The sequence below is a fragment of the Pseudomonas sp. RIT-PI-a genome (genome assembly GCF_001187875.1).
Classification (GTDB): Bacteria; Pseudomonadota; Gammaproteobacteria; order Pseudomonadales; family Pseudomonadaceae; genus Aquipseudomonas; species Aquipseudomonas coleopterorum.
Genome location: NZ_LGIR01000014.1, coordinates 121,323 through 141,411 on the forward strand (window position 1 = coordinate 121,323; position 20,089 = coordinate 141,411).

The 20,089-nt window shown below is 63.3% G+C and carries 19 protein-coding genes; 13 read left to right on the plus strand and 6 right to left on the minus strand.

The window, feature by feature from the left end:
• Positions 1 to 102: 102 nt before the first annotated feature.
• Both AC788_RS10880 and olsB read right to left on the minus strand, forming a co-directional pair.
• Positions 103 to 873, minus strand: coding sequence for a lysophospholipid acyltransferase family protein (locus tag AC788_RS10880; protein WP_049860658.1), 771 nt, complete (start codon positions 871 to 873; stop codon positions 103 to 105).
• On the minus strand, positions 873 to 1,628 hold the full coding sequence (gene olsB / locus AC788_RS10885; protein ID WP_049860659.1) for an L-ornithine N(alpha)-acyltransferase: 756 nt from the start codon (positions 1,626 to 1,628) through the stop codon (positions 873 to 875). The genes AC788_RS10880 and olsB overlap by 1 nt, the downstream gene beginning before the upstream one ends.
• 208 nt (positions 1,629 to 1,836) lie before the next feature.
• Between olsB and AC788_RS10890 the strand changes: the two genes are divergently transcribed.
• The 4 genes from AC788_RS10890 to sbcB all read left to right on the plus strand — a co-directional run bounded on the left by AC788_RS10890 (position 1,837) and on the right by sbcB (position 6,035).
• Positions 1,837 to 2,916, plus strand: a complete 1,080-nt coding sequence (locus AC788_RS10890) for a serine hydrolase domain-containing protein (protein ID WP_049860660.1) — start codon at positions 1,837 to 1,839, stop codon at positions 2,914 to 2,916.
• Positions 2,913 to 3,242, plus strand: a complete 330-nt coding sequence (locus AC788_RS10895) for a hypothetical protein (RefSeq protein ID WP_049860661.1) — start codon at positions 2,913 to 2,915, stop codon at positions 3,240 to 3,242. Before AC788_RS10890 ends, AC788_RS10895 begins: the two co-directional genes overlap by 4 nt.
• 122 nt (positions 3,243 to 3,364) lie before the next feature.
• The gene (locus tag AC788_RS10900) at positions 3,365 to 4,522 is read left to right on the plus strand and encodes a phospholipase D-like domain-containing protein (protein ID WP_049860662.1); all 1,158 of its coding nucleotides are present in this window, start codon (positions 3,365 to 3,367) and stop codon (positions 4,520 to 4,522) included.
• Between the two features lie 73 nt (positions 4,523 to 4,595).
• Positions 4,596 to 6,035: an exodeoxyribonuclease I gene (gene sbcB / locus AC788_RS10905; protein ID WP_049860663.1), complete on the plus strand. Its 1,440-nt coding sequence runs from the start codon at positions 4,596 to 4,598 to the stop codon at positions 6,033 to 6,035.
• An 83-nt stretch (positions 6,036 to 6,118) separates the two neighbouring features.
• On the opposite strand, the gene mvaT is transcribed toward sbcB, so the two are convergent.
• Positions 6,119 to 6,499 (minus strand): histone-like nucleoid-structuring protein MvaT, encoded by a 381-nt coding sequence (gene mvaT / locus AC788_RS10910; protein WP_049860664.1) that lies wholly within the window; start codon positions 6,497 to 6,499, stop codon positions 6,119 to 6,121.
• A gap of 314 nt (positions 6,500 to 6,813) precedes the next feature.
• Here mvaT and purU point away from each other — a divergent pair, with 314 nt between their 5' ends.
• Positions 6,814 to 7,665: a formyltetrahydrofolate deformylase gene (gene purU / locus AC788_RS10915; RefSeq protein WP_049860665.1), complete on the plus strand. Its 852-nt coding sequence runs from the start codon at positions 6,814 to 6,816 to the stop codon at positions 7,663 to 7,665.
• Positions 7,666 to 7,667: 2 nt separating this feature from the next.
• The gene (locus AC788_RS10920) at positions 7,668 to 7,895 is read left to right on the plus strand and encodes a hypothetical protein (RefSeq protein WP_049860666.1); all 228 of its coding nucleotides are present in this window, start codon (positions 7,668 to 7,670) and stop codon (positions 7,893 to 7,895) included.
• On the opposite strand, the gene AC788_RS10925 is transcribed toward AC788_RS10920, so the two are convergent.
• Positions 7,864 to 8,859 carry a lysylphosphatidylglycerol synthase transmembrane domain-containing protein gene (locus AC788_RS10925; RefSeq protein ID WP_049860667.1) on the minus strand — a complete coding sequence of 332 codons (996 nt, stop codon included), beginning with the start codon at positions 8,857 to 8,859 and terminating at the stop codon, positions 7,864 to 7,866. The genes AC788_RS10920 and AC788_RS10925 overlap by 32 nt on opposite strands.
• A 364-nt stretch (positions 8,860 to 9,223) precedes the next feature.
• Here AC788_RS10925 and AC788_RS10930 point away from each other — a divergent pair, with 364 nt between their 5' ends.
• Positions 9,224 to 10,696, plus strand: a complete 1,473-nt coding sequence (locus AC788_RS10930; RefSeq protein ID WP_049860668.1) for a helicase HerA-like domain-containing protein — start codon at positions 9,224 to 9,226, stop codon at positions 10,694 to 10,696.
• 69 nt (positions 10,697 to 10,765) lie between these two features.
• On the opposite strand, the gene AC788_RS10935 is transcribed toward AC788_RS10930, so the two are convergent.
• Both AC788_RS10935 and AC788_RS10940 read right to left on the minus strand, forming a co-directional pair.
• Positions 10,766 to 12,238 (minus strand): inorganic phosphate transporter, encoded by a 1,473-nt coding sequence (locus tag AC788_RS10935; RefSeq protein WP_049860669.1) that lies wholly within the window; start codon positions 12,236 to 12,238, stop codon positions 10,766 to 10,768.
• Positions 12,239 to 12,535: 297 nt separating this feature from the next.
• A complete protein-coding gene (locus tag AC788_RS10940; protein WP_049860670.1) occupies positions 12,536 to 12,736 on the minus strand; it encodes a hypothetical protein in 201 nt (66 codons plus the stop codon).
• A gap of 296 nt (positions 12,737 to 13,032) precedes the next feature.
• On the opposite strand from AC788_RS10940, the gene pcaR reads away from it, so the two are divergent.
• The 6 genes from pcaR (at position 13,033) to AC788_RS10970 (ending at position 20,051) form a co-directional block, all read left to right on the plus strand.
• Positions 13,033 to 13,917, plus strand: a complete 885-nt coding sequence (gene pcaR, locus AC788_RS10945) for a pca regulon transcriptional regulator PcaR (protein WP_049860671.1) — start codon at positions 13,033 to 13,035, stop codon at positions 13,915 to 13,917.
• A 291-nt stretch (positions 13,918 to 14,208) separates the two neighbouring features.
• Positions 14,209 to 15,555: an MFS transporter gene (locus tag AC788_RS10950; protein WP_049860672.1), complete on the plus strand. Its 1,347-nt coding sequence runs from the start codon at positions 14,209 to 14,211 to the stop codon at positions 15,553 to 15,555.
• A gap of 133 nt (positions 15,556 to 15,688) precedes the next feature.
• Positions 15,689 to 16,549 (plus strand): CoA transferase subunit A, encoded by an 861-nt coding sequence (locus tag AC788_RS10955; protein ID WP_049860673.1) that lies wholly within the window; start codon positions 15,689 to 15,691, stop codon positions 16,547 to 16,549.
• A complete protein-coding gene (locus AC788_RS10960; protein ID WP_049860674.1) occupies positions 16,546 to 17,325 on the plus strand; it encodes a CoA-transferase subunit beta in 780 nt (259 codons plus the stop codon). Before AC788_RS10955 ends, AC788_RS10960 begins: the two co-directional genes overlap by 4 nt.
• On the plus strand, positions 17,322 to 18,527 hold the full coding sequence (pcaF, locus tag AC788_RS10965; RefSeq protein WP_177327962.1) for a 3-oxoadipyl-CoA thiolase: 1,206 nt from the start codon (positions 17,322 to 17,324) through the stop codon (positions 18,525 to 18,527). The genes AC788_RS10960 and pcaF overlap by 4 nt, the downstream gene beginning before the upstream one ends.
• Before the next feature lie 234 nt (positions 18,528 to 18,761).
• Positions 18,762 to 20,051: an MFS family transporter gene (locus AC788_RS10970; RefSeq protein ID WP_049860676.1), complete on the plus strand. Its 1,290-nt coding sequence runs from the start codon at positions 18,762 to 18,764 to the stop codon at positions 20,049 to 20,051.
• Positions 20,052 to 20,089: the final 38 nt, after the last annotated feature.

Sequence of the window (20,089 nt, forward strand, 5' to 3'; positions counted from 1 at the left end):
AGAGGGCTCGCCGCCCGCCCCGCTCCCACAAAGTCCATCCCCTATCCCCTATTATGTGGGAGCGGGCTCTGCCCGCGAATGAGGCAACTCGGAACACCTGACTCACGCCGCCCGCCGCATCTCCTCGACCTCACCGAACAACGCCACCCGCACCGCCTCCTGCGCTTCAAAGGCCAGCGCCGCCCGTTCTTTGCCGGTGCTGGCAATCGGCGTCAGCACCTGAATCAACACCTGCCCGCGCGGCTGGGCAAACAGACGCAACAGGTGCGACAACAGATCGTCATCGCCCACGAAGGGCGCGATCGGATCCAGATCGCCGTCCCGTTCATAGCGGATTGCGATCGGCTGCACCGCCACGCCGGCATCGATGGCGCTGGACATCAGCCGCCCATGGAACGTCCGCAGGCTGTGTCCATCGGTGGTCGTGCCTTCGGGGAAGATCATCAGGTCCAGATCGTTGCGCAGGTGCTGGGTCATCGGCCGGCGGACCAGCTGGCTGTCGCCCGCCCCGCGGCGGATGAACAGCGTCCCCGCCTTGAGCGCCAGCCAGCCGGCCACCGGCCAGGTGCGGACTTCGGCCTTGGACAGGAACGAAAGCGGCGCCAGCATGCCGAGCAGCGGGATGTCGGTCCAGGACACATGATTGCCGACCCATAGCATGGGCGTGCGTGGCAACTCGCCCTGCACGGTGACTTCGAAAGGCAGGGCGTTGCTCAGCCGTTCCATGAACCAGCGCGACCAACGCTGGCGCCGCTCCATGCAGTTCGGTACGCGCAGCCGCTCCAGCAGGCTGAACGTCCCGGCCAGCGCCAGGCCCAGGCCGATCACCCAGAGCAGCCGCAGGATGCGCGCGTAGACGCGCCAGCGCGGCATCACACGGCCGCCTTGAAGTGGCGGGCATAGCGCGGGCAGAGGTCGTCGCGCTTGAGCAGGATGAACACGTCGGCCACCTGGAAATCCGGGTCCCAGCACGGCTCGCCGCAGATCTTCGCGCCCAGGCGCATGTAGGCCTTGAGCAGCGGCGGCAATTCAGCGATGACGTTGCCGGGAATGTCCAGGCTCGGCAATGGCATCTTCGGCTCGGCACGCAAGTGCTCGGTGCACAGGTAGCGCTCGCGCAGCCGTTGCATGATCGCCTGGGCCTGGATGCCGCCGTCCTGCATCGGAATGCTGGCGCAACCCATCAGGTAATCGTAGCCGCCTTCGTTGAGCACCTCGGCCAACTCGCCCCAGAGCACCGCGATGGTGCCGCCGTTGCGATAGGCGGGCGCAACGCAGGTCCGGCCGATTTCCAGGATCGAGCCCTGCAGATGCCGCAGACCGTGCAGGCTGAATTCCTCTTCGCTGTAGAAGCGGCCCAGGCGATTGGCCGCTTGATGATCGAGCAGGCGGGTGGTGGCCACCAGCCGCCCGGTGGCCAGGTCGCGCACTCCGATGTGCTGACAGTGGGCATCGTAGTCGTCGACGTCCAGACCCAGCTCGGCGCTCTTGAGCGTGGCGTTGAGTTCGGTGCTGAACACGGCGAAGCGCAGGGCCTGGGCCTCGTGCAGAGCTTGCGGACCGGTGAGGCGTTCGGCCTGCAGACGGCGTTCGGTACGGGTGTCGCCAGAGCGTGCGATCTGAGTCATTGCAAGTCTCCAAAAGCCGGCCGGTGAGTGCGGCAGGTCGATTTTGCTAGGCATGGCCAGCCTAGGAAGACGCGGTGTCACCCCGGTGAAGCTTTGGTGATGCTTGCGTGACAGACCCGGCGGCCGCATGCCACACAACTCTTGCAGCGAACGGCTGTCATACCCGCACTGCACACTCGCGCCAACCCCGCTCACGAGCCTTTCTCGCATGTCGCGTCTGTTTATCCTGTCGATCTTTCTGCTGTGCTCGGTATCGGTGGGTGCGCAAAGCTGGCCGTCCGCGCAGTGGAGCCAGGCATTGGCACCGGCGTCGCCGGCCATTGCCGAGCTGGAGCGCTATGCGTTCGTGCCGCGCGATGACGTCACGCGCGAAGGCGTGCGCACCGACGCCTTGCTGGTCATCCGCGACGGCGAGATCGTCTACGAGCGCTATGCCGGGCCCGGCGCCGCCGATCGGGTGCATGCCACCTGGTCGATCAGCAAAAGCCTGCTGGCCACGGTCATGGGCGTGGCCTACGGCGAAGGGCGCTTTGCCCTTGAGGATGCCGCCGCCGACTATTTCCAGCCGCTCGACTCCCATCGTGACATCCGGGTCGAGGACCTGTTGCACTGGGCCTCGGGGCTGGACTGGGAGGAAGACTACGAATACGCGCCGCTCAATTCATCGGTGGTGGCGATGCTCTACACCCGCGGCCATCAGGACATGGCCAGCTACGCTGCCAGCCACCGACGTGCCCATGCCCCCGGCGAACGGTTTCGTTACTCCAGCGGCGACAGTAATCTGCTCGCCGCCGCGCTACGCAACATGGTTGGGCTGCATGAATACCCGGACTATCCCTGGCAGGCGTTGTTCACCCCGCTGGGCATCGACCGGGCGGTGTGGGAGACCGATGCCAGCGGCACCTTCGTCGCCTCTTCATATGCCTACCTGACCGCGCGGGATCTGGCACGCGTGGGCCTGCTCATGCAGCGCGATGGTGAATGGCAGGGCCGGCAGTTGCTGCCTCAGGCCTGGGTGGCCTTCAATCGCACCCCATTCGCCCCGAGCCAGGACGTGCCGGGCGAGCCGGCCGCAGGTGCGCATTGGTGGCTCAACAGCAACGCCGCCTGGCCCCATGCCCCCCGCAGCACCATGGCGGCGCTGGGGCACTGGGGGCAGGCCCTTTACGTGTTGCCCGAGCAACGCCTGGTGATCGTGCGCTATGCCGACGATCGCGATGCCAGCTTCAGCCATGATGCACTGCTGCAACGGCTGCTGGCCGCCTTTGCCCCCGAGGGTGGCCAATGAGCACCGGCAAGCGCGCCTGGGTGGCCCTTAGCCTGCTGCTATCGCTGACGGCGGCCACCTGGCTGTGGCACGAGCGCACCCAGCTGCTGGCATTTCCGGACATCCTCAGTGCCTATTCGGCAAAAGAGTACTGTTCATGCCGCTACGTCATGCAAAACAGCGTCGAGTACTGTCAGAGCTACATCAGACAGTATCTGCCGCTGAGCAGCCTGAGCGAAGACTCGGGCCAGCGACGGGTCCTGGCCAGTGGCCTGGGACGCAGCAACACGGCAGCCTGGGTCGGTCCGCGGCAAGGCTGCCGGTTGATTCCGGGGAGTGATGGATGAAACTACCCGAGCCACGATGCCCGCGCCGATCACTGGCCTCTTCTTTCACTTGGTTACAGGACTGCCCATGCATGATTCGAACGGCTTGCAAGCGACCCCACCTGTCATGAAGGGGCGCTGATATGGGCGGGCCGGTGTTTCCATGGCGCAATTCCAGCGAGTTCGAACTGCTCATCGATGGGCCGCAGTTCTTTCCGCGCATGCTCGAACGCATCGGCCAGGCCGAGCACACGATCGATCTCGAACTCTACCTGGTGGAAGCCGGTGCCTGCGCCGGGGCTGTGGTCCAGGCACTGCAGGCGGCTGCAGTGCGTGGTGTCCATGTGCGCTGCCTGTTCGACCATTACGGCTCGCTGGCCTTCACCGCGGAACTGCGCGCGCAGTTGACCGACGCCGGCGTCGAACTGCGCTTCTACAACCCGATCAGTTGGCGTCGCGGCGTGCGCAACCTGTACCGCGACCACCGCAAGCTGCTGCTGGTGGACCAGCAATGGGCGATGGTGGGCGGCACTGGTGTGACCGATGAATTCTGGCAGCCGGATGAAAGTGTCAGCGAATGGCACGAAGTGATGGTCGCCATCACCGGCACCCTGGTTGCCGATTGGCAGATGCTGTTCGACCGCCAATGGCGCGCCAACCTCAGGCGCACCGCGTGGCGCCCGCCGACCCATTTCGGCCTCGCGCGCGTGCCGCCCATGCCCGAAGGCGGCCAAGGGCTGGGTCGGGTAGCCTACGCGGACGCTCGTCAACATCGCGACATACTCCAATCACTGGTGCGCGCGCTCAACAGCGGACAGCGGCGCATCTGGCTGGCGACGCCGTATTTCCTGCCGACCTGGAAGGTGCGCCGTTCGCTGCGCCGGGCGGCCAGTCGCGGCCTGGATGTACGGCTGTTACTCACCGGCCCGCGCACCGACCACCCCTCGGTGCGCTACGCCGGACACAACTATTACCCCAAGCTGCTCAGGGCCGGAGTCAAGATCTACGAATACCAACCCTGTTTCCTGCACCTGAAAATGGTCTTGATCGATGACTGGGTCAGTGTCGGTTCCTGCAACTTCGACCACTGGAACCTGCGCTTCAACCTGGAGGCCAACCTCGAGGCGCTCGATCCCGCCCTGACCGAGGCGGTCGAGCGCAGCTTCACCACCGACTTTGCGGCCAGCCACGAAGTCAGTCTGAGCGATTGGCGCCGTCGGCCGTTCTGGGGGCGCGTCCAGCAGCGCATCTTCGGCTGGATGGATCGCCTGAGCGTGGCCGTGTTCCGCCGCCGCGGCTGAAGCTGCTCGGCAGGCGTGGCCGGATGCCGGGCAGGGCTCTACACTGTCGCGCTACTGCGCACAGGATACCTCAGTGACTTCCAGCATCTTCTGGTACGACTACGAAACCACCGGCATCAATCCGCGCTGCGACCGGCCCTTGCAGGTCGCCGGAATCCGCACCGATGCCGATCTCAACGAGATCGCCGCGCCAGTCAATCTGTACTGCCAGCCCAGCGACGACATTCTTCCGCACCCTGCGGCCTGCATGATCACCGGCATCACCCCCGAACGCCTGGCCGACCGTGGCCTGAGCGAGGCCGATTTCATGACCCGGGTCCACGCACAACTGGCCATGCCCGGTACCTGCGGAGCCGGCTACAACACCCTGCGCTTCGATGACGAGATGACCCGTTACAGCCTGTACCGCAATTTCTTCGACCCCTATGGGCGGGAATGGCAGGGTGGCAACAGCCGGTGGGACCTGATCGACGTGGTGCGGGCGGCCTATGCCCTGCGTCCGGACGGCATCGAATGGCCAGAGGTGGACGGGCGCGCCAGCATGCGCCTGGAGCTGCTCGCGGCGGCCAACGGCATCGACCATGGGCAGGCCCATGACGCGCTGTCCGACGTCCGCGCCACCATCGCCCTTGCACGTTTGATCCGCCAACGCCAACCCAAACTGTACGACTGGCTGTTTCAAATGCGCAGCAAACAACGGGTGCAGCAAAGCATTCAGCTGTTGCAGCCGCTGGTACATGTTTCCGGTCAATTCGGCGCTGCGCGACGCTATGCCGCAGTGGTTCTGCCACTGGCGTGGCATCCGACCAATCGCAATGCGTTGATCGTCTATGATCTGGCTCACGATCCCCAACCCTTGATCGAACAAAGTATCGAAGTATTGCAAGAGCGATTGTATAAGCGGCGTCAGGATCTGGCCGAGGGCGAAGCGCCCGTGCCTTTGAAACTTCTGCACATCAATCGTTGCCCGGTCATCGCGCCCCTCAACGTATTGCGCGATGAAGATTGGCAGCGCCTCAATCTGGATAAACCGCTCTATCAGGCTCGAGCGATGCGCTTATGCAATGACCAGCCGCAATGGCATTACAAATTGTCACCGCTCTATCAAACGACGACGTTTCCCGAGAGTGCCGATCCAGAGCAGCAGTTGTACGATAGCTTCATTGGCGACCGCGACCGATTATTGTGTGAACGCATTCGTACATTGGATCCACAACAGTTGGCGAGCGCTGACTGGGTGTTCGATGACCCGCGACTGCCCGAATTATTGTTTCGCTATAGAGCGCGCAACTTTCCGGACACTCTGAATCCTCTTGAAACACAGCGCTGGTTGCAATTCTGCCAACAGCGCTTGAGTGATCCTGTGTTTGGCGCACCCAACACGCTGCAAGGTTTCAATGCCGCGCTGGGCGAGTGCATGGCCAAGGCCGATCCGACGCAGACGCAGGTTCTGCGGCATTGGCAGGCCTACGCTCAGGCACTGGCGGCACGCGTGGGCATGATGTCTCATTGAGCTGAAGAGACCCCATAAAAAAACGCCAGTCCTGGGACTGGCGTTCTTTGATTGGCACGATACGACTTAACAAGATGTAACGATTAGCCCAGGAAAGTGGCCCAGGTCTCGACCACATCGCCACCCCATTTGGCTTTCCATTCTTTCAGGGTCTTGTGGTTGCCACCTTTGGTTTCGATGACTTCACCGTTGTGCGGGTTCTTGTATTGCTTGACCTTGCGTGCACGCTTGGTGCCGGTAACTTTGCCGGTGGCAGGACGCGGTGCCTTGTTCAACTTGGCTTCCGGATCCAGCAGGGCGATGATGTCGCGCAGCGATTTCTGGTATTCGCCCATCAGGGTGCGCAATTTGCCTTCGAATTCCAGTTCGGTTTGCAATTTGTCGTCTTGCGACAGGTTTTTCAAGCGGGCTTGAAGCTCTTTGATGGCTTCTTCTGTAGCGCGATATTCGTTGATCAGGGACATGGTGATACCTCGGGAATGCAAGTGTCAGTGAAAACAGTGGGGTGATAATAAGCATCCTTCCGAACCAAGTAAACAATTAACGTGAACAGCGTTTTGCGCCGGGCCGGTTATCCACGATTCAGGTGAAGGGTTTTTCATGTTTACATCCGCACATCTATATAATACCTGCCTCTGTATCGACACTGTGGTCGTCGGCGCCGATCGGCGCAGCAGGGCGGCTCTGCACCTGACAGCCAAGGCTGCAATCAATACTGCAGACTTGCCCGTCAACCGCTAGAATGGCGCCCTTTGCGAAGTTTCTGGAGTTTGAATACATGCGCACTTTTCGGCTGGTGACCGCTTGCCCGGACCGCGTTGGCATCGTTGCCAAAGTCAGCCATTTCCTGGCGTCCCACAATGGCTGGATCACCGAATCGAACCACCACTCCGATGACCAGAACGGTTGGTTTTTCATGCGCCACGAAATTCGTGCCGACACCCTGCCGTTCGACATCGAGGCGTTCCGCGCCGCTTTCGCGCCCATCGCCGAAGAATTCGCCATGGAATGGCGGGTCACCGACACCGCGCAGAAGAAGCGCGTGGTGCTCATGGCCAGCCGCGAATCCCACTGCCTGGCCGACCTGCTGCACCGCTGGCACAGCAACGAGCTGGACTGCGACATCGCCTGTGTGGTGTCCAACCACGATGACCTGCGCAGCATGGTCGAATGGCATGGCATTCCCTACTATCACGTGCCGGTCGACCCTGCGGACAAGCTGCCGGCGTTTGCCGAGGTCTCGCGCCTGGTCGATCAGCACCAGGCCGACGTCGTGGTGCTGGCGCGCTACATGCAGATCCTGCCGCCGCAGCTATGCCAGGCCTATGCCGGCAAGATCATCAACATCCATCACAGCTTCCTGCCGTCCTTTGTCGGTGCCAAGCCGTCCCATCAGGCCTCGCTGCGCGGCGTGAAACTGATCGGTGCTACCTGCCACTACGTGACCGAAGAGCTGGACGCCGGTCCGATCATCGAGCAGGACGTGGTCCGGGTCAGCCACAGCGACAGCATCGACGACATGGTGCGTTTCGGCCGCGACGTGGAGAAGATGGTCCTGGCCCGTGGCCTGCGCTATCACCTGGAAGATCGGGTGATGGTGCACGGCAACAAGACCGTCGTGTTCAGCTGAGCATGAAAGACCCCGGCGACAAGGCCAGTGCAAAGCCGTTACCGGTGCTCGGCGCCGGTTGCGCGAGCCGTTATGATCCCGAAGCGCTGAGCGAAGAGCACGGCACCGAGTTTCCCGGTGCCGAGGCGTTGTGGGCGCAACAGGTATCGAAACGGCAGCAGGGTGCGCCTGCCCGCGACGCCGACACGCCTGCCGAGCTCAAGCCTGACGAGCCCGCAGCAACTTGTTGAGCAGGGGCTTGCCCAGCAGGGCGACGAACACCGGGCCGCCGGCGATCAGGTAGAAATAGTAGGTCACCAGTCGCCAGATCAGGATGGCGGCGGCGGCGGTCGACTTGCCCACCATGGGTGCCAGCAACGCGGCCGAGGCCAGCTCGGCCGCGCCCGCGCCACCGGGCAACAGGCTGAACTGGCCGGCACTCAGGGCCAGCATCTGGATCAGGAAACTCCACGCCCAGTCCACTTCGCTACCTAATCCCTGCAAGGTGAAATACAGCACGCTATAGCGCAACGTCCAATGCACGCAGGTCAAGGCGAACACCTGGGCGAGCACGCGGCGGGGCAGGCGGAAATTGTCGGCGAAGGCGTCCAGAAAGTGCAGCAGCTTGCGTGCCCAGCGCCGGCGTGTTGCCGGCTTGATCCGCAGCAGTCGCAGGAATCGACCGTTGAGCCTGATCGCCGGGCGGTGATAGCGCGCCAGTACTGCGCAGGCGACCAAGGCCCCGGCCATCAGGATGCCGCTGGCCAGCAGCATGCTTTCCAGGGCCTGGCTGAGGTTGTGAAACAGCGCATAGACCAGAATGCACAGCAGGGCGAAAAAGAAGAACATCAGGTCGTTGAGTTGGTCCATGGCGAACACCGCGCTGGTCTTGGCCGCGCCGATGCCGTGCCGGCCGAGCAGCGCCAGCAGTGTCAGCGGTGCCCCGCTGCCGCCAGGGGTGGCGCAATAGGCGAACTCTGCGGCCATCACCACGGCCACGGTCTTCAGCCGACCGATGCGCGTCGCCTGCTCGGCCAGCAGCAGGCGCAGGCGCATGGCGTTCACCACCCAACCGACGCAGATCATGCCGAACATGCCCAGCAGCAGAAGCAACGAGAATCCGCGCAGGCGCTGAAGCATTTCGGTGCCGCCCATGATCACTGGAATCAGTACGGCGACGACTATGATCAGGACCAGCCACAGCATTCGGTTCATGGCTGGAGGTTCGTCGCGAGGTTGCAGGGAAGCGAAAGGGGAGTGCGCTGCATGGGAAAGTCCGTGTGGGCCGGCGCCAGGCCGTCGTGGCCGAGATGATAGCTGCGTCGGGGGGATTCGTCAGCGGCTTGGCGTTGTGGGGCAGTTGATCTTGGGTTGATTGTGCTGGCCTCTTCGCGGGCAGAGGGCTCGCCGCCCGCCCCGCTCCCACAGGCTTATGTGTGCATGTGGGAGCGGGTCTCTGCCCGCGAAGAGGCCCTCACCGACTCCCACAGAAATGGTTCCAGCGCACGTTTTTCCTGCACACCGGTCTGTTTGGCATTACGCTGCCCCATGCTTCATTGAATAACAGCAGAGGTGCAAGATGACGGATGCCAGACACGTACTGTTCGGTGCCGAATCCAGCGGTGAACCCGTAGGCCTGGACCTGCGCTTGGCCAACCGCCATGGTTTGATCGCCGGGGCCACTGGGACCGGCAAGACGGTAACCCTGCAGCGCCTGGCCGAGGCGTTCAGCGAGGCCGGGGTGGCGGTGTTCGCCGCCGATATCAAGGGCGACCTGTGTGGCCTGGGTGCCAGCGGCAACCCTCAGGGCAAGATCGCCGAACGCATCGCCCAGATGCCCTGGCTCAATTATCGCCCGCAGGCCTGCCCGATCACGCTGTGGGACATTCACGGCCAATCCGGCCATCCGCTGCGAACCACGCTCAGCGAAATGGGGCCGCTGCTACTGGGCAGCCTGCTGGAGCTCACCGACAGCCAGCAGTCGGCGCTGTACGCCGCCTTCAAGGTGGCCGATCGCGAAGGCCTGCTCCTGCTCGACCTCAAGGACCTCAAGGCCTTGCTCAATCACCTCCGGGACAATCCTGAGCTGCTGGGCGACGACAGCGCCTTGATGACCACGGGGTCGAGCCAAGCCCTGTTGCGCCGTCTGGCCAGCCTCGAACAACAGGGCGCCGAAGCGCTGTTCGGCGAGCCGGCCTTGCGCTTGGAAGACATTCTGCACCCCGACGCCGAGGGTCGTGGCCGCATCCATTTGCTCGACGCCAGCCGCCTGGTCCACGAAGCCCCCAAGGTCTATGCCACGTTCCTGCTGTGGCTGCTGGCCGAACTGTTCGAGCAATTGCCCGAGCGCGGTGATGCCGACAAGCCGCTGCTGGCATTGTTCTTCGACGAAGCCCACCTGCTGTTCAACGGCACGCCCAAGGCCTTGCAGGATCGTCTGGAACAGGTGGTGCGGTTGATCCGTTCCAAGGGCGTTGGCGTGTACTTCGTCACTCAGTCGCCCAGCGACCTGCCCGATGCAGTGCTGGCTCAGCTGGGCCTGCGCATCCAGCACGGCCTGCGTGCATTCACCGCCCGCGAGCAGAAGGCCTTGAAGGCCGTCGCCGAGGGCTTCCGGCCCAACCCCGAGTTCGACACTCTGGCCGTGCTGACCGAATTGGGCACGGGTGAAGCCTTGGTCGGGACGCTGCAGGAAAAGGGCACCCCGGCGATGGTCCGGCGGGTCGCGATCGCGCCACCGCAGTCGCGCATCGGCCCACTGACAGACGCCGAGCGCGCGGCCACGGTGCGCAACTCGCCGCTCGCCGGTCGCTACGATAAACCGATCGACCGCGAATCCGCCTATGAAATGCTGACCGCGCGCAAACTGTCGCCGACGGCAGATCCGGTACAGCCGTCGGAGCCGAGCCTGGCCGACAAGGCCGGCGAGTTTCTCAGTGGGGCAGCGGGGCAGGCGTTGAAGTCGGCGATGCGCCAGGCTGCCAACCAGTTCGGCCGCCAGTTGGTGCGTGGCTTGATGGGCTCCCTGTTGGGAGGGAGCAAGCGCAAGTAGCGCAGGAGGTTTCTTCAGCCATGCAAAAAGGCGCCCGCGGGCGCCTTTTTGCAGAGTGTCACGCGGTGGTCATCCCACCAGTTGGCTGGCCAACCAGAACAGACCGGCCGCCAGGCCCATGGAGGCCGGGAGGGTCAGCACCCAGGCCAACATGATGGTACGAACCGTGCCACCTTGCAGGCCGCTCTTGTTGGCCACCATGGTCCCGGCCACGCCCGAGGACAAGATGTGGGTGGTCGAGACCGGCAGGCTGAACACGTTGGCCGCGCCGATCGCACAGGCGGTGACGATCTGAGCCGACATGCCCTGGGCATAGGTCATGCCCTGCTTGCCGATCTTCTCGCCGATGGTCAGAACCACACGCTTCCAGCCGACCATGGTACCGATACCCAGCGCCAGGGCCACGGCCAGAATCACCCAGAACGGCGAATACTCGGTGGTGGCAGTGAGGTCCTTGCGCAATTTCTCCAGGTCGGATTTCTCGCGCGGCTCCAGTGCCGGCAGCTTGCCGACCTTCTTCGCCGTGTCATCCAGGCAGAGCAGGTAGCGACGCACTTCGATACGGTGTTCGGCAGCCAGCGAGTGGTAGTCGGAGACGCCATCGAGGGTGCTCAGCAGCGCCGCGATGGTCGGTTCTGTCTGCTGTGGATTGCAGCTGAATTTCTCCGGCAGATCGCCCTGCTGAGCTTTGCCCAGCGCCAGGAATTCACCCAGGGTGGCCTGGTTGCGCTGGTAGAACTGGCTCAGGTGCTGGGTCGCGTCGCGGGTCCGCTCGATCTGGTAGGTGGTCGCGTTCAGGTCCAGCACGAACTGCTGCGGAACGATACCGATCAACACCAGCATGATCAGGCCGATGCCCTTCTGGCCATCGTTGGAACCGTGCACGAAGCTCACGGCCATGGCCGACAGGACCAGCACCAGGCGATTCCAGAACGGCGGGTGTTTCTTGTCGTCCAGCTTGCGGCGCTGCTCAGGCGTCTTGTGCATCTTGGAGGTCGGACGCCACCACTTCAGACCGATCAACACCAGGGCCGCCGCCACGAAGCCGGCCAGCGGCGAGAACACCAGCGAGGCACCGATATCGATCGCCTTCTGCCAGTTGACGCCATCGCCCAGTGGGATGTCGTTGATCAGCGCGTTAGCCAGGCCCACGCCCAGAATCGAGCCGATGAGGGTGTGCGAGCTCGACGCCGGAATGCCGAAATACCAGGTGCCCAGGTTCCAGGTAATGGCCGCGGCCAACAGCGAGAACACCATGGCCAGGCCGTGTCCGGTGTTGACGTTGATCAGCAACTCGACCGGCAGCAGGTGAACGATTGCGTAGGCCACGCCGACGCCGCCCAGCAGTACACCGAGGAAGTTGAAAATACCGGACAGGAACACCGCCAGGTGCGGCGGCATGGCCTTGGTATAGATGACTGTGGCGACCGCGTTGGCGGTGTCATGAAAGCCGTTGATGAATTCGAAGGTGAGTACGAACGCCAGCGCTAAGAACAGGCTGATCAGCACCCACGCATCCAGTGCGCTGAATAATTCGATCATGAAGGTTTTGTGACCGGGCCATTGAGGGGGCGCGATTATGCCAGAAATCGACGCGGTATGACCCCCCAGGCGCTGACCGGTGGGTCCGCTTTTCGAGCGATTGGGCAAGGGTCGCAGCGCATGGCCTGCAGACGAGCCTGGCTTGAGCCCCGAAAATTCGGGCTATCGATAGGTCGCCATAAAGCCGTAAGCCAGACGAAATATTCAAACGGTCGTATGAAATTTGTCAGCGGATGACGCAATTCTGAAGGCAATTGACGTGGCACAAGCGGCCAATGGCCGCCTGCCACGCCTGTGTCATGCGTTCTGTTGCTCGAGATCCTTTTCGATCTTCTGGATCTCTTCCTGAAAGGCCTGATCGAGAATGCTGGCACGTTTGCGCCACGGTTTGCGTTCTGGATCTGGCTGAGCGGCATAGGTGGTGATCTCACCGCCGTAGACTTCCTTGTAACGTTGTTCCTGGCGCTCCAGTTGCGCGCGCAGTTCGTCTTTCGTCACTTTTATTACTCTGTTATTTGGAAAGTTGAAACCCACCGATGAGGCGTCGAAAGCCGCCTGGCAGTTGGAGCCCGCATTGTAGCCGGTTGCAACCGCGACGGTGCAGGAAGGCCGTTCATTCAGTGTGTATCAATGTGCACAACACAATCTGAGAAAGCACAGACAGGAATAAGTTTCAGGACCACCTGGCAATGCCATCTTGCCGGAAATCGCATCAACGCAATGGATTTGCGATTATCGCCCACCGGTCCGATAATCGCCCTCGGTCGGTTTCGAACATTCCAGAGGGCAGTACCATGAGCGAACACACACCACCGGCAGGCCCGTCAGCGACCGGTTCGAAAGTGCCACAGCGCCCTGCGTTCAGCTCACTGGCCCCGCCGATCGTCGCATCGCCCGCCAAGCGCATCCAAGCCTTCACTGGCGACCCGGACTTCATGACCTCGCTGGCCCGCGGACTGGCGGTGGTGCAGGCGTTTCAGGAGCGCAAGCGACACCTGACCATTGCGCAGATCAGCCACCGGACGGAAATTCCCCGCGCTGCCGTGCGGCGCTGTCTTCATACCCTGATCAAGCTAGGTTATGCCACCACCGATGGGCGCACTTACTCGCTGCTGCCCAAAGTGCTGACCCTGGGCCATGCCTACCTGTCCTCGACACCCTTGGCCGTCTCGGCGCAACCCTACCTGGACCGCATGAGTGAGCAGTTGCACGAAGCCTGCAACATGGCCACCCTCGAAGGCGATGACATCCTCTACATCGCCCGTTCGGCCACGACTCAGCGGCTGATTTCGGTGGACCTGTCGGTGGGCGGTCGACTGCCGGCGTATTGCACTTCCATGGGTCGCATCCTGCTCGCGGCACTCGACGACGCGTCGCTGCACGAATACCTGCAGCACACCGATCTTGCGCCCAAGACCAGTCGCACCCTGACCAACAAAACCGCGTTGCTGGAGTGCCTGGAACGGGTTCGTCAGCAGGGCTGGTGCATCGTCGATCAGGAGCTGGAGCAAGGGCTGCGCTCGATTGCCGTGCCGGTATACGACGCGTCGGGGCAGGTATTGGCCGCGCTCAATGTCAGCACCCACGCCGGTCGCGTCACCCGGGCGGAACTTGAGCAACGTTTTCTGCCGATCATGCTGTCGGCCAGTCGCGATCTGAGCGCGCAACTGTTCGCTTGAACGCTTGGCGGGCGCTCTGCATGGCAGTGTGCGGTGACCGCACACATCCGCCAGTGCCCGATTGACCCGGCCGGGGCGCGCTGACTAATGTCCATCGCATCGACCGCTCAAGCGGTCGCCAATAAAAATAGCGAGGATCACCTCATGCGCAACGCCTTCAGCTTTTGCTCCCTTTCCGTTCCGACGCTCGCCACGCGACACCCCTAGACCTTCGACTGCCCAGGCATGCGGCCGCATGGCCCGCATCGACGTGCCCGTCTTTCCCGGACAATCACAATGACAAGAACAACAATGAACAAACCTGCCAACGCTGCGGGGCTGTGCCTGGATGTGCAGACCCTGATCAACGACCGACCGCTGTCGCGCTATCAATGGCGCGTGGTCATCCTGTGTTTCCTGATCGTCTTCCTCGACGGGCTGGACACCGCCGCCATGGGCTTCATCGCACCTGCGCTGTCGCAGGAGTGGGGCATCGACCGCGCCAGCCTCGGACCGGTGATGAGCGCCGCATTGATCGGCATGGTGTTCGGCGCCCTGGGCTCCGGGCCATTGGCCGACCGTTTCGGGCGCAAGCTGGTGCTGGTCGGCGCCGTGCTGGTGTTCGGCGGGTTCAGCCTGGCTTCGGCCTACAGCAGCAACGTCGATCAGCTGTTGATCCTGCGCTTTCTTACCGGGTTGGGGTTAGGGGCCGGCATGCCCAACGCCACTACGCTGTTGTCCGAGTACACCCCGGAGCGTTTTCGTTCGCTGCTGGTGACCAGCATGTTTTGTGGGTTCAACCTCGGCATGGCCGGGGGCGGGTTCATGTCCGCCAAGCTGATTCCCGCCTTCGGCTGGCACAGCCTGCTGCTGCTCGGCGGTGTGCTGCCGCTGGTGCTGGCGGTGGTGTTGATGATCTGGCTGCCCGAGTCGGCGCGGTATCTGGTGGTGCGCAACAAGGGTGTGGAAAAGATACGTCGCACTCTGGCGCCGATCGACCCGGAGCAAGTGGCGCGGGCCGAGCGCTTCAGCGTGCCCGAACAGAAAACCGTCAAGGCGAGCAACGTGCTGGCGGTGATCTTTTCCGGCACCTACCGCGCCGGCACCTTGCTGCTGTGGTTGACCTACTTCATGGGTCTGGTGATCGTCTACCTCTTGACCAGCTGGCTGCCGACGCTGATGCGCGAGAGCGGCGCGAGCCTGGAGCAGGCCGCGTTCATCGGCGCGCTGTTCCAGTTCGGCGGTGTGCTGAGTGCCGTGGGCGTGGGCTGGGCCATGGACCGGTTCAACCCGCACAAGGTCATTGCCACGTTCTACCTGCTCGCTGGGGTGTTCGCCTACGCGGTCGGGCAAAGCCTGGGCAACATCACGCTGCTGGCGACGCTGGTACTGATTGCCGGCATGTGCGTCAACGGCGCGCAGTCGGCCATGCCGTCGCTGGCCGCGCGCTTCTACCCCACGCAAGGGCGTGCCACCGGGGTGTCCTGGATGCTGGGGATCGGCCGTTTCGGCGCGATCCTGGGGGCCTGGATGGGCGCGACCTTGCTGGGCCTCGGCTGGAATTTCGAACAGGTCCTGACCGCGCTGGTCGTTCCTGCCGTGCTGGCCACCGTGGCCTTGTTGATCAAGAGTCGGGTCAGCCACGCCGACGCGACCTGAAACACGCCGCTGTATCGTTCGATTATCGAACGGATAGTCGATAATCGGATTGTTCGTGAGAGGCTGGCGCCCTAACCTGTACGCCAGCTTCATTCAAACAAGATGGCTCACAGTATCGAGGAGTCCTGCCCACATGGCTGCAATCCTGTCGCTTACCGACGCGGTGAAGCAATTCGTCAACGATGGTGACACCGTCGCGCTCGAAGGCTTCACCCACCTGATTCCAACCGCCGCAGGTCACGAGATCATTCGTCAAGGCAAGAAAGACCTGACGCTGGTCCGCATGACCCCTGACCTGATCTACGATCAGTTGATCGGCGCCGGTTGCGCTCGCAAGTTGATCTTCTCGTGGGGTGGCAACCCCGGTGTCGGCTCGCTGCATAGACTGCGCGACGCGGTCGAGAAGCAGTGGCCCCAGCCGCTGGAGATCGAAGAACACAGCCATGCCGACCTGGCCAATGCCTACGTCGCCGGTGCCTCCGGCCTGCCGTTCGCAGTCCTGCGGGCCTACGCCGGTTCCGACCTGCCCAAGGTCAATCCGCTGATCAAGACAGTCACTTGCCCGTTCACCGGCGAAGTGCTCGCGGCCGTGCCTTCGGTACGCCCTGACGTCACCGTGATCCACGCGCAGAAAGCCGACCGCAAGGGCAACGTGCTGCTATGGGGCATTCTGGGGGTGCAGAAGGAAGCGGCGCTGGCCGCCAAGCGCTGCATCGTCACCGTCGAGGAAATCGTCGATGACCTTGACGCGCCGATGAACAGCTGCGTGTTGCCGACCTGGGCGTTGGCCGCCGTGTGCCATGTGCCCGGTGGTGCGCATCCGTCCTACGCCCATGGCTACACCGAACGCGACAACGTGTTCTACCAGGCCTGGGACCCGATCGCCCGCGACCGGGCGACCTTCACCGCCTGGATCGACACGTACATCCGCGGTACCCAGGACTTCAGCGAATACCAGGCGAAACTGGCCAGCGCAGCGCAGGTGACCCCATGACTTACTCCACCAACGAGATGATGACCGTCGCAGCCGCGCGGCGTCTGCAAAACGGCGCGGTGTGCTTCGTCGGCATCGGCCTGCCGTCCAAGGCCGCCAACCTGGCCCGTCTGACCTCCTCGCCGGACGTGGTACTGATCTACGAGTCCGGCCCGATCGGCGCGAAACCCACTGTACTGCCCCTGTCCATCGGCGATGGCGAACTGGCGGAAACCGCCGACACCGTGGTGCCTACCGGTGAGATCTTCCGCTACTGGCTGCAAGGCGGACGCATCGATGTGGGCTTTCTCGGCGCCGCTCAGGTTGACCGTTTCGGCAACATCAATACCACGGTGGTGGGCGACTACCATCAGCCCAAGGTCCGTCTGCCGGGCGCCGGTGGTGCACCGGAGATTGCAGGTTCGGCCAAGAGCGTGTTGATCATTCTCAAACAGTCGCACCGCAGCTTCGTCGAGAAGCTCGACTTCGTCACCTCGGTCGGCCATGGCGAAGGCGGCGATTCGCGCAAACGCCTGGGCCTTCCAGGACAGGGGCCGGTAGGGATCATCACCGACCTGTGCATCATGGAACCTGAAGCCGGTTCCAACGAATTCGTGGTGACGTCCATTCACCCGGGCGTGACGCGTGAACAAATCAGCGCAGCGACCGGCTGGCCGATCCGCTTCGCCGACGATGTGCAGACCACGGCCGAGCCTGACGCCACGGAACTTGAAGCGTTGCGCGCCCTGGAAGCACGCACGGCGGCCGCCCACGGCCAGGCACCGGGAGAAGCATGATGCGCGACGTATTCATTTGCGATGCGGTGCGTACGCCCATCGGTCGCTTCGGCGGCAGCCTGGCCCACGTTCGCGCTGACGATCTGGCCGCCGTGCCGATCAAGGCGTTGGTCGAACGCAACCCCGGCGTGGACTGGGCGCAGCTGGACGAAGTGTTCATGGGCTGTGCCAACCAGGCGGGCGAAGACAACCGCAACGTCGCACGCATGGCGCTGCTGTTGGCCGGTCTGCCCGAGGGCGTGCCCGGCGTGACCCTCAACCGCCTGTGCGCTTCGGGCATGGATGCGGTGGGCACGGCGTTTCGCGCCATCGCCAGTGGCGAAATGGAGCTGGCGATTGCCGGCGGCGTCGAATCGATGTCGCGCGCGCCTTTCGTCATGGGCAAGGCCGATGCCGGTTTTTCCCGCAACATGAAACTGGAAGACACCACCATCGGTTGGCGTTTCATCAACCCCCTGATGAAGGCCCAGTACGGCGTCGATGCGATGCCGCAGACGGCGGATAACGTGGCCGACGATTGCCAGGTCTCCCGTGAAGACCAGGACGCCTTCGCCGTGCGCAGCCAGCAGCGCACCGCTGCCGCACAGGCGGCGGGCTTCTTCGCCGAAGAGATCGTGCCGGTACGGATTCCGGGTAAGAAGGGCGAAACCGTGGTCGAGCAGGACGAGCATCCGCGCGCCGACACCACCCTGGAAACCCTGGCCAGGCTCAAGCCGGTCAACGGCGCCGACAAGACCGTGACGGCGGGCAACGCGTCGGGTGTCAACGACGGCGCCGCCGCGATGATCCTCGCCAGCGCCGAGGCGGTGCAAAAGCACGGCCTGACTGCCCGTGGCCGCGTGCTGGGCATGGCCAGTGCCGGGGTAGCACCGCGGGTCATGGGGGTCGGTCCGGTGCCGGCCGTGCGCAAACTGCTCGAACGCCTGAACCTGGCGGTCGAGGACTTCGACGTGATCGAGCTCAACGAGGCGTTCGCCAGCCAGGGCCTGGCGGTGCTGCGCGACCTCGGGCTGGCGGACGATGCCGCGCAGGTCAATCCGAACGGCGGTGCGATTGCCTTGGGTCATCCGCTGGGCATGAGCGGTGCGCGGCTGGTGTTGACGGCGCTGCATCAGTTGGAAAAAAGCGGCGGCAAGCGCGGGCTGGCGACGATGTGCGTGGGGGTAGGGCAAGGGTTGGCGTTGGCGATCGAGCGGGTTTGAGAGGCTTCACCGGCCTCTTCGCGGGCAGAGGGCTCGCCGCCCGCCCCGCTCCCACAGAAAGCCCGCTCCCACATAGATCAAATGTTCTTGTGGGAGCAGGCTCCTGTGGGAGCGGGCTCTGCCCGCGAAGAGGCCCTAAAGCCAACCCTCAACCTCCCAGACAGCCAATCACCTTGTGCCTGGGGTTGTAACAGGTTATGTCTAGCCTTTACCGACCTCAATGAGAACTAAAACATGACAACAGTTCATTACACCGGTGAGGAGCGCAAGAAGCGCATTTTCGCAATCGTCGGCGCGTCATCGGGCAATCTGGTGGAGTGGTTCGACTTCTATGTCTACGCCTTCTGCGCCATCTCCTTCGCCCCCGCGTTCTTTCCCTCCGACGACCCCACCGTGCAATTGGTCAACACCGCCGGGGTCTTCGCGGCGGGCTTCCTGATGCGGCCCATTGGTGGCTGGCTGTTCGGGCGGGTGGCCGACAAGCATGGCCGCAAGAATTCGATGATGATCTCGGTGCTGATGATGTGCGCCGGCTCGCTGGTGATCGCCTGCCTGCCCACCTACGCCACCATCGGCGTCTGGGCGCCGATCATCCTGCTGCTGGCCCGTCTGTTCCAGGGCCTTTCGGTGGGCGGTGAATACGGCACCACGGCCACCTACATGTCGGAAGTGGCCTTGCGGGGGCAGCGTGGCTTCTTTGCATCGTTCCAGTACGTCACCCTGATCGGTGGGCAACTGCTGGCGGTGTTGACCGTGGTCATCCTTCAGCAGTTTCTCGATGAGCAGGAATTGCGCGCGTGGGGCTGGCGTATTCCGTTCTTCGTCGGTGCGGTGGCCGCGATCATTTCGCTGTTGCTGCGCCGTACCCTTGAGGAAACCAGTACCGCCGAGACCCGCAACGACAAGGACGCTGGCAGCATAGCCGGGCTGTTCAAGAACCACAGCGCGGCGTTCATCACCGTGTTGGGCTACACCGCAGGTGGCTCGCTGATTTTCTACACCTTCACCACGTACATGCAGAAATACCTGGTCAATACCGCCGGCCTGCACGCCAAGACCGCCAGCCTGATCATGACTGGCGCGCTGTTCCTGTACATGTGCATGCAGCCGCTGTTCGGCATGCTCGCCGACCGGATCGGCCGCCGTAACTCCATGCTCTGGTTCGCCGGCCTCGGCACCTTGTGCACCTTGCCGATCCTCATGGTATTGAAGACCGTCACCAGCCCGTTCCTGGCCTTTGTGCTGATCACCCTGGCCTTGGCCCTCGTCAGCTTCTATCCCTCGATCAGCGGTCGGGTCAAGGCCGAGATGTCCCCGCCGCAAGTGCGCGCGCTGGGCGTTGGTTTGGCCTACGCCGTGGCCAACGCCGTGTTCGGCGGGTCGGCGGAGTTCGTCGCGCTGAACCTGAAGAACATGGGCAACGAAAACGCGTTTTACTGGTACGTGACGGTGATGATGGCGATCGCGTTCCTGTTCAGCCTGCGCTTGCCCAAGCAACCCAAGTACCTGCATACCGACCATTAAGCCCACAGGCGCGCCTTGTGTGGCGCGCCGTTACAGGG